General features: G+C 65.5%; 10 protein-coding genes. 4 read left to right on the forward strand and 6 right to left on the reverse strand.

Translation table 11 applies throughout. The features are described 5' to 3' along the window. Window positions 1-2 precede the first annotated feature (2 nt). From msrP to AX767_RS05680, 4 genes are all read right to left on the reverse strand, one after another. Window positions 3-1001 (reverse strand): protein-methionine-sulfoxide reductase catalytic subunit MsrP, encoded by a 999-nt coding sequence (gene msrP / locus AX767_RS05665; RefSeq protein WP_068629418.1) that lies wholly within the window; start codon window positions 999-1001, stop codon window positions 3-5. A gap of 117 nt (window positions 1002-1118) precedes the next feature. Then, window positions 1119-2435 (reverse strand): c-type cytochrome biogenesis protein CcsB, encoded by a 1317-nt coding sequence (ccsB, locus tag AX767_RS05670; RefSeq protein ID WP_068629421.1) that lies wholly within the window; start codon window positions 2433-2435, stop codon window positions 1119-1121. After that, window positions 2432-4567 (reverse strand): cytochrome c biogenesis protein ResB, encoded by a 2136-nt coding sequence (locus AX767_RS05675; protein ID WP_068629423.1) that lies wholly within the window; start codon window positions 4565-4567, stop codon window positions 2432-2434. Before AX767_RS05675 ends, ccsB begins: the two co-directional genes overlap by 4 nt. A gap of 100 nt (window positions 4568-4667) precedes the next feature. After that, window positions 4668-5342 carry a c-type cytochrome gene (locus AX767_RS05680; RefSeq protein WP_068629425.1) on the reverse strand — a complete coding sequence of 225 codons (675 nt, stop codon included), beginning with the start codon at window positions 5340-5342 and terminating at the stop codon, window positions 4668-4670. Between the two features lie 71 nt (window positions 5343-5413). Here AX767_RS05680 and yihA point away from each other — a divergent pair, with 71 nt between their 5' ends. Together yihA and AX767_RS05690 are read left to right on the forward strand one after the other, a co-directional pair. After that, entirely contained in the window at window positions 5414-6154 is a 741-nt protein-coding gene (yihA, locus tag AX767_RS05685) for a ribosome biogenesis GTP-binding protein YihA/YsxC (RefSeq protein ID WP_068629427.1), read from the forward strand. A gap of 34 nt (window positions 6155-6188) precedes the next feature. Continuing rightward, window positions 6189-7097, forward strand: coding sequence for an alpha/beta fold hydrolase (locus tag AX767_RS05690; RefSeq protein ID WP_068629429.1), 909 nt, complete (start codon window positions 6189-6191; stop codon window positions 7095-7097). Here the strand turns inward: AX767_RS05690 and AX767_RS05695 are convergent. Further along, on the reverse strand, window positions 7091-7966 hold the full coding sequence (locus AX767_RS05695) for an LpxL/LpxP family acyltransferase (RefSeq protein WP_068629431.1): 876 nt from the start codon (window positions 7964-7966) through the stop codon (window positions 7091-7093). The two genes, AX767_RS05690 and AX767_RS05695, sit on opposite strands and share 7 nt — an antisense overlap. Further along, window positions 7963-8817, reverse strand: a complete 855-nt coding sequence (locus AX767_RS05700) for a lysophospholipid acyltransferase family protein (RefSeq protein WP_068629434.1) — start codon at window positions 8815-8817, stop codon at window positions 7963-7965. The genes AX767_RS05695 and AX767_RS05700 overlap by 4 nt, the downstream gene beginning before the upstream one ends. Window positions 8818-8999: 182 nt before the next feature. Here AX767_RS05700 and metK point away from each other — a divergent pair, with 182 nt between their 5' ends. Together metK and AX767_RS05710 are read left to right on the forward strand one after the other, a co-directional pair. Next, a complete protein-coding gene (gene metK, locus AX767_RS05705; RefSeq protein WP_068629436.1) occupies window positions 9000-10181 on the forward strand; it encodes a methionine adenosyltransferase in 1182 nt (393 codons plus the stop codon). Window positions 10182-10260: 79 nt separating this feature from the next. Further along, window positions 10261-11448 carry an ABC transporter substrate-binding protein gene (locus tag AX767_RS05710; RefSeq protein ID WP_082754841.1) on the forward strand — a complete coding sequence of 396 codons (1188 nt, stop codon included), beginning with the start codon at window positions 10261-10263 and terminating at the stop codon, window positions 11446-11448. Window positions 11449-11462: the final 14 nt, after the last annotated feature.

Here is an 11462-nt window from a genome sequence, read left to right on the forward strand (position 1 = left end):
GTTCAGAAGAACTTTTTCAAGTCCATGCCCGCATAAAGCTGGCCGACCTGTGCTTCGTAGCCGTTGAAGATCTCGGTCTTGCGGCGCTTGGCGAACAGGCCGCCCCCATCGCCGATGCGGCGTTCGGTCGCCTGGCTCCAGCGCGGATGGTCGACGTTCGGATTGACGTTCGAGAAGAAACCATATTCGTTCGCGGCCGACTTGTTCCAGGCGGTGCTCGGCTCCTTCTCGACGAAACGGATCTTGACGATCGACTTGGCCGACTTGAAGCCGTACTTCCACGGCACCACGAGGCGCACCGGCGCGCCGTTCTGGTTGGGCAGCACCTCGCCGTACATGCCGAAGGTGAGCATCGTCAGCGGATGCATCGCCTCGTCCATGCGCAGGCCTTCGGCGTACGGCCAATCGAGCACACGCGAGCCGACGAAGGGCATGGTTTTCGGGTCGGCCAGGGTGACGAACTCGACATATTTCGCGTTGCCCTGGGGCTCGACCTTCTTGATGAGCTCGGCAAGTGAGTAGCCCACCCACGGGATCACCATCGACCAACCTTCAACGCATCGCAGGCGGTAGATGCGCTCTTCCTGCGCGCTCAACTTGAGGAGGTCTTCGATGCCGTACTTGCCCGGCTTCTTGACCAGGCCTTCGACTTCGACCGTCCATGGCCGGGTCTTGAGCGTGCCTGCGTTCTTCGCAGGATCGGCCTTGTCGGTGCCGAACTCATAGAAGTTGTTGTACGTGCTGGCGTCTTTGTAGTCGGTCAGCTTGTCCATGCTCATGGCGCCTGCCACCGTGGACTTCGCGCCAGGCAGCTTGGCCAGCTTCCCGGGCCCTGCCGTCTGCGCCAGGGCTTCCCGACCCGCCCAGGTGGCCAGCGCGGCACCAGCCGCCCCGCCCGCCATCAGCTTGAGCAGACCGCGCCGCTCCTCGTACACGCTGCGTGGCGTGACCTCGCTCGAAAGCGGGTGATTGAAACCATCGTTACCGGAATGCCTGCGCATGGGTCGCCTTTCACTGAAGTCGTTGTTGCCAAGGGTAGTTCGTTGCGTCCCCTGAATTGGTTACGCGCAATTCGCGTGCACGGTTTCAATCCAGCCTGATCCAGCGACAGCGGGCGCCTACAAGGTGCCGTAGCTGTGCAGGCCGCTCAGGAACATGTTGACCCCGAGGAACGCGAAGGTCGTGACGGCCAGACCGCCGAGCGCCCACCAGGCGGCCACGGTGCCGCGCAGGCCCTTGACGAGCCGCATGTGCAGCCAGGCCGCGTAGTTGAGCCAGACAATCAGCGCCCAGGTTTCCTTCGGGTCCCAGCTCCAGTAGCCGCCCCACGCATCGGCTGCCCACAGGGCGCCGAGCACCGTCGCGATCGTGAAGAAGGCGAAACCGACGGTGATCGACTTGTACATGACGTCGTCGAGCACCTCGTTGGCCGGCAGGCGCGCCGCGATGCGCTTGCGCCCAAGCAGGATGCCGGCCGCGATGAGCGCCGAAATGCCGGCGTAAATCACCCAGTAGCTGCCGCCCGCTTCCTGGACCCGCTGGCGGAACGCCACCGGCACGAAGCACAGCGCCACACCCAGCAACCAGATCGGCGTGAGCTTGAACCAGCGTTTTTCCTCGGCCTGCTCCTTCACGAGATAGGCGAACGCCACCATCGCGGCCAGGGAAAAGGTGCCATAGCCGATGAAGTTGGCCGGCACATGCAGCTTCATCCACCAGCTCTGCAGTGCGGGCACGAGTGGCTGGATTTCGTGGGCATCGCGCACCAGCGTGTACCAGAGCAGGAAGCCGACCGCGGCGCTGACAACCAGCATCACGAAAGCGCCGAGCGCGCGCGTGCCGTAGCGTGATTCGAAGTACAGGTAGAACGCCGTCGTCAACCAGCAGAACAAGACGAAGACTTCGTAGAGGTTGCTGACAGGAATGTGGCCGATGTCCGGCCCGAGCAGATGGCTCTCGTACCAGCGCACCATGGTCCCGATGAGCGCCATCGTGATGGCCACCCACGCAAGGCGCGAGGCGATGAGCTCCATCGCATCGCCCTGCTTGCCGCCGAAGAGCCCGAGCCAGTAGAAGATCGTGCTCATGAAGATCAGCACGCTCATCCAGAGGATGGCCGACTGGCTCGACAGGAAGTACTTGAGCTGAAAGACGGTTTCTGCGCGGCCGAGATCGCCCTGATACGACACGATGGCCAGCACCGACGCGGCCGCCACCACGAGTGCCAGCACCTGCAGCGGGCGCCAGAACCAGCCGAGCGAAATCGCCGCGAGCATCGTGGCCGCGAGGATGGGCTTCTCGTAGTAGTCCATCGAGCCCGCATAGCGCGAGAACGCGAAGGCACCGCCGGCCAGAACCAGCGCGGCGAACACCCAGTCGAAGGTGTTGCGGCGCGAGAGCCAGCTGTCGTTGAGCGTGAGGGTGGTGGTCGTCATGACGCCGGGTCCTTGTTGAGAGCGAGCAGCTTGTGCTTCAGATGCTCGAATTCGCGATCGCTGTCGATCGTCTTGCGATTGACCGAGAAAGCCATCGTGGCTTCCGTGTGGCCGCCCTGCTTTTCGTCGGGGGCGAGCCAGATCCAGACCCGCCGTTCCCGCACGTACAGCATCGCAAAAATGCCGACGATCAGCAACAGGCAGCCGAGGTAGACGATGTTCTTGCCGGGCGCACGCGCCACCTGGAACACGCTGGCCTGCACCTGCTTGAAGTCGGTCAGCATCATGGCGACGGGCGCCGGATAGAAATGCGCGTCGCTGATGGCGAGCACCGACTGGGTCAGGAAGGCTTGCGACTTTTCATCGGCCGGCAGCGGCGCGAGGCCGGCGGTTTCGCGGCTGATGTTGAGCACCTCGAACAGCACGTCGTTGAGGATGCGCACCAGCACCGTGCCCGCGCGCTCGCGCTCGGCCTCGGGCACGTTGGCTTCCATGAACTCGGCGATGGCCTGCCAGCCGCCGGTGCTGGCGGCATCGGCCTTCGGCGACTCCGCACCGGCGAACAACGCGAGCGCGCGCGTGGCCGAAGTGCGCAGCTGGTCGGCCAGCTCGGGTCGCGCGGGGTCGGCCGACCGGGCCACGTAGCGGTCGATGGCGCGTGCGCGCAGGCCGGCATCGGCGAGCGTGGTGCGCATGCGCACGAAACCATCCATCGACCCGTCTTCGTCCGCCGGCACACGCAGGTAGCGGAAGGCGTCTTCCGGCCGTTCGCGCATGCCGAGCAGGAACATCGGCTGGCCGTCGCCGGTGTCGACCGGCACCATGTAGTTCTGGAATTCGCGCGCCTGGCCTGCCGCGTCGCGCAGCTTGTAGCCGATGCTCGGACCGATGTTGCGCAACACCTTGGGCTTGTTGGTCTTGTTGGCCGCGCCGAGGCGCGACTCGAAGCTGTGCCGCAGGTCGACCTTGCGCACGTCGAGGCCGCTGCCGGCCTGCGGATCGGCGAAATTTTCGACGTTGATGAGGCGCAGCGTGCTGAACTCGAGGGTGAGCTTCTCGGCGCCGTTGGTGATCTCGGTCGACGCGCCGCCGATGACACCGTCGACCTCGAACGGCTTGGCCGCCGCAGCGATCGGCACGGCCTTGAGCTTCACGCTGGAGCCGCCATCGTCAAAGCTCGACTGATAGATCTCCACACCCTTGTAGCTGGCCGGGTGGTTGACCTCGATGCGGGCCGGAATCTGCTCACCGGTCTCGCGATCGTGCAGCACCACCTCGCTCGCAAACAGCTTGGGCATGCCGGTCGAGTAGTAGTCGACGATGAACTTCTTGAGCTCGATCGAGAACGGCAACTCCTGCAGCAGCACGCCATCGGACTGGTTGAGGATGGCCACGCTCGACTGCCCGCCCTCGGGCACCAGAATGTTCCCGCGGAAGGTCGGGTTGCGGGCCGAGAGGCGGTGCTCGGGCGCCACGTCGGCGATCATGCCGCCGCCGTTGAACACGCTCTTGCCGTTGAACCACGTCTGCGCGCGCACCACGAGGTCGCCGTCGAGCAGCCCGCCGATGCACACCAGCACGATCGCGCTGTGCGCCGCGATGTAGCCCAACTTGTGCGCGCCGCCGGCGCGCGCGGCGACCATCCATCCGCTGCCTTCGCGGTGCTGCAGCTTCACCTTCCAGCCGCCGCCCGACAGCAGTTGCCCGACGCGGTTGGCCGCGGCCTCGGGCGCTTCCGCCAGCGACGTCTGCGCTCGCTGCCCGAAAGCCTTCAGGCTTTGCGCGCGGATGCCTTCCTTCAGGTTCTTCAGGTCCGCAAAAATGTGGGGCGTGTTGCGCGCGATGCACAAAGACGTGCTGATCACCAGGAACAGCAGGATCAGCAGGAACCACCAGGCGCTGTAGATCGAGTCGAGCCGGGCCGTGCGGAAAAACTGCGCCCAGAACGGTCCGAACTGGTTGATGTAGTTGCCGAGCGGCTCATGCTGCTTGACGATGGTGCCGATGACCGACGCGATGCAGATGATCGTGAGCAGCGCGATCGCGAAGCGCATCGACGAGAACAGCTCCACCACGGCGCGCAGAGCGCGCGAGCCGCGTTTCAGTCGAAGGCCATGGGTGGAAACGGACATGAAGAATCAGGAGGGGAAAAAACACAAAGGCGGGCCATCCTGCTGGATCGGCCCGCCTTGTTGGGTTGGGTTGTCGGCGGTTAGTTCACGCGAAAGCGAATCAGCGCAGGCCCGCGATGTAATCGGCGACGGCCTTGATCTCGCGATCGTTGAGCTTGGCGGCGACGCCCGTCATCGGCGCGCTGTTCAGGCGCACGCCGTCGCGGAAAGCGGTCAGCTGGGCCACGGTGTAGTCGGCGTGCTGGCCGCCGAGACGCGGATACTGGGCCGGAATGCCGGCGCCGTTCGGGCTGTGGCAGCCTGCGCAGGCCGGGATCATGCGATCGCCGATGCCGCCGCGCCAGATCTTCTCGCCCAGCGCGATCGTGTCCTTGTCTTTCGAGAAGCCCGGCTTGATCTTCTTGGAGCCGACGAACCAGGCGATGTTGCGCATGTCTTCTTCGCTCAGCGCGGACGCCAGCGGCTTCATGATCGCGCTCTTGCGCTTGCCAGACTTGAATTCCTGCAGCTGCTTGAGGATGTATTCAGGATGTTGTTGCGCCAGCTTCGGATTCGCGGCGATGGCCGAGTTGCCGTCGGCGTTGTGACATGAAGCGCAGCTCTGGCTGTTGGCCGGGGTCGCATTGAAGATCGTGTCGCCCTTGGCCGGATCGGGTTTTGCCGGTTTGGCGGGCGCGGCGGCGGCGGGAGCGGCGCCAGGCGCATCGGCCGCAAGGCTTGGCGCCACGGCGGCGCCCATGAGGGCTGCAAGCAGAAAGTGGGCAAACAACTTCATATCGGGGGCTTGGATTTATGGCGCAAAACCCCGCGATTCTACAATGGCCCCCCGTTCCGAAAGCCCCATCGATGACCACCCCGCCGCCCAAGCCGGCTTCCACCCGCTCCGCTCCCGACGCCGCCACCGCCGAACGCGAACGCGTCGCGCTCGGCTGGATGCACACCGCCCACTTCCTCACCAGCGCGCCCCAGCTGGAGCACCTGCCGCCTGTCGACCTGCCTGAAATCGCTTTCGTCGGGCGTTCCAACGCCGGCAAATCGACCGCCATCAACACCCTGACCCAGCAAACCCGGCTGGCCTTCGCCTCCAAGACGCCCGGCCGCACGCAGCACATCAACCTGTTCGGCGTCGGCAAGCAGAAGGTCGACGACGGGGTGCTGGCCGACCTGCCCGGCTACGGCTACGCCGCGGTGCCCAAGGAGGCGAAGCTGCGCTGGCAGCGCGTGATGGGCAACTACCTCATGACACGCGAAAGCCTCCGCGGTGTGGTGCTGATGGTTGACCCGCGACAGGGGCTGACCGACCTGGACGAGATCCTGCTCGACGTGATCCGCCCACGCGTCGCCGAGGGCCTGAAGCTGCTGGTGCTGCTCACCAAATCCGACAAGCTCACCCGCAGCGACGGCGCCAAGATCCTGTCGATCACGCGACTCCAGGCGGGCGGCGGCGAGGTCAAACTGTTCTCGGCGCTGAAAAAGCAAGGCGTCGGCGAGGCGGCCGAACTGTTGTGGCGATGGATTCATCCCGACGGTCCCGTGACCGCGGCCGATCCCGAGCCCGAGCCTGCGCCGGAACCCCAAGCCGAATAGAGCCCCGCAAAAAAACAACCCGGAGACAAAAACAATGATCGAGAAATTTGCCCGCACCCTGCCCAACGGCACCACGCTGAGCTGCCGCGCGAGCGGTGAGCCCGGCCGGCCGCTGATGGTGTTCCTCCATGGCTTCCCGGAGGCCGCGTTCATCTGGGACGAAATGCTCGCGCACTTCGCCAAACCCGAACACGGCGGCTACCGCTGCGTGGCACCCAACCTGCGCGGCTTCGAGCAATCGAGTGCGCCGAAGGACGTCGCGGCCTACAAGGCGCCCTTGTTGATCCAGGACATCCAGCAGCTGGTCGCAACGGAAAGCGCCGACGGCACGATGGCCGCGCTGGTCGCGCACGACTGGGGCGGCGCTTTCGGCTGGGGCTATGCCAACGCGTTTCCCGAGCAGGTCGCCAAGCTGGTGATCATCAACTCGCCGCACCCGGGCACCTTCGTGCGCGAACTGCGCGAGAACCCCGAGCAGCAGAAGGCCAGTGCGTACATGAATTTCCTGGCCCATCCGAAGGCCGAGGAAATGCTGGCAGCCGACGACTACAAGCGCATGTGGCCGTTCTTCGAACTGATGAAAGCCGGGCCCGACGGCTTCGGCTGGCTCACCGAAGACGTGAAGAACCAGTACCGCGAGGTGTGGAACGCCGGCCTGACCGGCGCCTGCAATCTCTACCGCGTGACGCCGATGAAGCCGCCGATGCCGGGCGGCTCGATCGACAGCATTCCGGTGCTGCCGAAGGAGCGCTTCACGGTGAACGTGCCGACCTTCGTGTTCTGGGCGCTCGACGACAGCGCCTTGTTGCCCGGCCTGCTCACCGGCCTGGAAGACTACGTGCCGAATCTCGAAGTGAAGAAGGTGCCGAACGCGACCCACTGGATCGTGCACGAGCAGCCGAAGCTGGTGGCCGCCGAGATCGAGCGCTTCCTGAATCAGTAGACCGTGGGCTCGCCGTCGGGGCGTGTCTTGAACCGGCGGTGCACCCAGTAATACTGGGAGGGCATCGTGTCGATGTAGCCTTCCAGGCGCGTGTTCATGAGGGCCGTGTCGGCCACCACGTCGTCGGTCGGAAAATTCTGCCAGGCGGACAGCACTTCGATGTCGTAACCCGTCTTCGTCAGGCGCGACAGCACCGGCACGATCTTGGCACGGCCGAGGCGGGCGAAGCGCGAGAGCGAAGGCACCGTGGCCGCCTGCACGCCGTAGAAGGGCACGAAGATCGACTCTTGCGGACCGAAGTTCATGTCGGGCAGCAGATAGAGCAAGCCGCCTTTTCGCAGGCCGCTCACGATAGGCTTCACGCCCGCCGTGCGATCGAACACCTGCACCTCGCCATGAAAACGCGTGCGCCCCACTTCGAGCCAGTCGTTGATGAACGCGTTGCGCTGCGGCGTGAAGATCGAGGTCCAGGGCCGGCGCACCGCGAGCGACAGCGCCGTGCCGCCCGCGTCGAGCCCGCAAAAGTGCGGCGCGAAGACGATGGTCGGCGTGGTGCCGTCGAATTCGTGCAGGGCGCCATGCAGGTTCAGCCGCTGCTCCACCACGTCGCGCGGCGCATGCCAGAGCCAGCTGCGATCGAGCCATGCCTGTGCCACGTGCACGAAGGTTTCGCGTGCGATGCGGCGGCGTTGCGCGGAAGACGTGTTGGGGAAACAGAGCGCGAGATTGGTGTCGACGACGTGCCGACGCGGCGCGGCCACGGTGTGCAGGATGCGTCCCATCACCGCGCCCATGCCGCGCACCACCGGCAACGGCAGATGCGCGAGCGCCCGCATGAAGCCGATGCCGAGCTTCGCCCCCACGCTCACAGCTCGTCCCTCGGCTGCTTGTAGCGGCCGTAGCCCCAGAGGTATTGGCCGGGCAGTCGTTCGATCAGTCGCATCAAGGTGTCGTTCATGGCGGTGGCAGCCGCCTCGGGTGTGGCGCTGGCGTCATGCAGCGCGGGCGCGTCGACGCGCTCGAAGTGGATCACATAACGACCGCCCGGCAACCGCTCACACCACGTCATGAGCACCTGGGCGCCCGTCTGCTGCGCGAGGCGCGCCAGCAGGGTCATCGTGTAGGCGGGCTTGCCAAAAAAGGGCGCCCACACGCCCTGCCCCTTGGGCGGCACCTGGTCGGGCAGCACGCCCGTGTAGCCACCGGCCCGCAGCACACGGATGAGGCCACGCACGCCCGAGAGATTGGTCGGCAGCGACTTGAGCCCGGGCCGGTCGCGCGAGCCGGCAATGAGGTCGGCGAGCCACGCCTTGCGCGCGGGCCTGAACAGCACGGTGAGCGGCCCGTGCACCGGACCGAAGCGCTCGGCGATGGCCTGGCCGATCATTTCCCAGCTGCCCACATGCGGCGTGGCGAGGATGACGCCGCGCTTCCCGGCCAGCGCGTCCTCGAACACCCGGTCGTTCCGCCACTGCACGCGGTCCAGCACGCCGACGCCCTTCGGCCGCAGCCAGAGCCAGGGCAGCTCGCCGACCATGGCGCCCGCCGCGCCGATGGCGGGCCGGTATTGGGCCCGCGTGAAACCGGCGTTCTCGGCGTTCGCCTTGACGCGTCCGCGGTACGACGGCGACGCCCAGTACACGAGCCAGCCGAACAGCGCGCCCAGCCACTGCATCCATGGCAACGGCACGTGGGCAAGCAATCGGAACAGGGTGGTCATCGGGCAGTGGGGGTGAGAACTGACGCGCGCGCAAGGGACAACGCGGCTCGAATAGAATACAAATTGTCGCCGAGTTACAGAACAACTTGCAGGGCGACGTTAAACAGTACTGCTAAAGCGTTCGCCAAAACTCCTTCCGGAATCGGCAACGCGCCCTTTCAACTTCCCGGAGTTTTCAAAAAATGGCGAACGACTTTCTCTTCACTTCCGAATCCGTCTCCGAAGGCCACCCCGACAAGGTGGCCGACCAGATTTCCGACGCGATCCTCGACGCGATCTTCGAACAAGACCCGCGCAGCCGCGTGGCCGCCGAGACGCTGACCAACACCGGCCTCGTGGTCCTCGCCGGCGAGATCACCACCAACGCGCACGTCGACTACATCCAGGTCGCGCGCGACACCATCAAGCGCATCGGCTACGACAACACCGACTATGGCATCGACTACAAGGGTTGCGCCGTGATGGTCTGCTACGACAAGCAGTCCAACGACATCGCCCAGGGCGTGGACCACGCGAGCGACGACCACCTGAACACCGGCGCCGGCGACCAGGGCCTGATGTTCGGCTACGCCTGCGATGAAACGCCGGAACTGATGCCCGCGCCCATCTACTACGCGCACCGCCTGGTCGAGCGCCAGGCCCAGCTGCGCAAGGACGGCCGCCTGCCTTTCCTGCGTCCCGACGCGAAGAGCCAGGTCACGATGCGCTACGTCGACGGCAAGCCGCACAGCATCGACACGGTGGTCCTCTCCACGCAACACCACCCCGACCAGAGCGAGACGTCGACCAAGATGAAGGCGTCGTTCAACGAAGCCATCATCGAAGAGATCATCAAGCCGGTGCTGCCGAAGGAATGGCTGCAGAACACGCGCTACCTGATCAATCCGACCGGCCGCTTCGTCATCGGCGGCCCGCAAGGCGACTGTGGCCTCACCGGCCGCAAGATCATCGTCGACACCTACGGCGGTGCCTGCCCGCACGGCGGTGGCGCGTTCTCGGGCAAGGACCCGTCCAAGGTCGACCGCTCGGCGGCCTACGCTGCCCGCTACGTCGCCAAGAACATCGTGGCCGCCGGCATCGCGCGCCAGTGCCAGATCCAGGTGGCCTATGCGATCGGCGTGGCGGAGCCGATGAACATCACGGTCTACACCGAAGGCACCGGCCTCATCTCCGACGAGAAGATCGCCGCCCTCGTGCGCGAGCATTTCGACCTGCGCCCCAAGGGCATCATCCAGATGCTCGACCTGCTGCGCCCGATTTACCAGAAGACCGCCGCCTACGGCCACTTCGGTCGGGAAGAGCCGGAGTTCACCTGGGAAAATACGAGCATCGCGCCGAAGCTGCGCGCGGCTGCTGGCCTCTGAGCGCATTCGCCCGGTCCCACTGAAAGCCTGCGCCTGCTCCTTGCGGCCGCAGGCTTTTTCACGCCCCGGAGTTTTCACGATGATGATGAACAAGAGAACCGCCCTCGCCACGCTGGCGATGGCCTGCCTGGGCGCCATGACGGCCGCGCACGCCGCCGACGAGCCGCTGCGCATCGGCGTCATCGCCACCTATTCGGGCCCGTACGCCGACTACGGCCGGCAGTTCGATTCCGGCATCGCGCTCTATCTGAAAGAACACGGCGGCAAGATCGCCGGACGCACGGTCGACATCATCAAGAAGGACACGGCTGGCCCGGCACCCGACGTGGCCAAGCGCATCGCGCAGGAGCTGATCGTGCGCGACAAGGTGAGCATCCTCACCGGCCTGGACTTCAGCCCCAACGCCTACGCCGTCGCCGCCATCGCCACGCAGGCCAAGGTGCCGACCCTCGTGATGAACGCCGCCTCGTCGGCCATCACGTCCAGCTCGCCGTACGTGGCGCGCCTGTCGTTCACGGTGCAGCAGGTCACCGACCCGATGGCGCGCTGGATGATCAAGCAGGGCGTGAAGGATGCGTACACGGTGGTGGCCGACTACGCCTCGGGCGTCGATGCAGAGACCGCGTTCAAGAAAGCCTTCACCGCCGGCGGCGGCAAGGTGTCGGGCGAAGTCCGCACGCCGATGAACAACCCCGACTTCTCGGCCTACGTGCAGAAGATCAAGGACGTGAAGCCGCAGGCCGTGTTCTTCTTCTTCCCCTCGGGCGTGATGCCACCGGCCTTCCTGAAAGTGTGGAAGGAACGCGGCATGGAAGAAGCCGGCATCAAGCTCTACGCCACCGGCGAAGCCACCGACGACAGCTACCTCGACGCCACCGGCGAAGTGGCGCTCGGCCTCGTCACCGCGCACCACTATTCGTATGCGCACCCGTCGCCGAAGAACCAGAAGTTCGTGAAGGACTTCGTCGCCGAGTTCGGCACGTCGCTGCGCCCCAGCTACTTCGCCGTGACCGCCTACGACGCCATGGCCGCGATCGACCTGGCACTCGCCAAGACGAAGGGCGACACCGCCGGCGACGCGTTCATGGAAGCGCTGAAGGGCCTGCGCTTCGAGAGCCCGCGCGGCCCGATCGAGATCGACCCGGTCACGCGCGACATCGTGCAGACCGTCTACATCCGCAAGACGGAAAAGGTCAACGGCAAGCTGGTCAACGTGGAGTTCGACAAGTTCGACCGCGTGAAGGACCCGGCCAAGGAAGCCAAGTAAACCTGAAACAGCCA

It is taken from the genome of Variovorax sp. PAMC 28711, from assembly GCF_001577265.1.
GTDB lineage: Bacteria > Pseudomonadota > Gammaproteobacteria > Burkholderiales > Burkholderiaceae_C > Variovorax.

What these genes read in the sequence shown, in the direction of transcription:
- AX767_RS05690 (WP_068629429.1), top strand. Translation starts at nt 6,189, where the DNA reads ATGATCGAGAAATTTGCCCGCACCCTGCCCAACGGCACCACGCTGAGC.
- ccsB (WP_068629421.1), bottom strand. Translation starts at nt 2,435, where the DNA reads ATGACGACCACCACCCTCACGCTCAACGACAGCTGGCTCTCGCGCCGC.
- AX767_RS05700 (WP_068629434.1), bottom strand. Translation starts at nt 8,817, where the DNA reads ATGACCACCCTGTTCCGATTGCTTGCCCACGTGCCGTTGCCATGGATG.
- metK (WP_068629436.1), top strand. Translation starts at nt 9,000, where the DNA reads ATGGCGAACGACTTTCTCTTCACTTCCGAATCCGTCTCCGAAGGCCAC.
- msrP (WP_068629418.1), bottom strand. Translation starts at nt 1,001, where the DNA reads ATGCGCAGGCATTCCGGTAACGATGGTTTCAATCACCCGCTTTCGAGC.
- AX767_RS05680 (WP_068629425.1), bottom strand. Translation starts at nt 5,342, where the DNA reads ATGAAGTTGTTTGCCCACTTTCTGCTTGCAGCCCTCATGGGCGCCGCC.
- yihA (WP_068629427.1), top strand. Translation starts at nt 5,414, where the DNA reads ATGACCACCCCGCCGCCCAAGCCGGCTTCCACCCGCTCCGCTCCCGAC.
- AX767_RS05710 (WP_082754841.1), top strand. Translation starts at nt 10,261, where the DNA reads ATGATGATGAACAAGAGAACCGCCCTCGCCACGCTGGCGATGGCCTGC.
- AX767_RS05675 (WP_068629423.1), bottom strand. Translation starts at nt 4,567, where the DNA reads ATGTCCGTTTCCACCCATGGCCTTCGACTGAAACGCGGCTCGCGCGCT.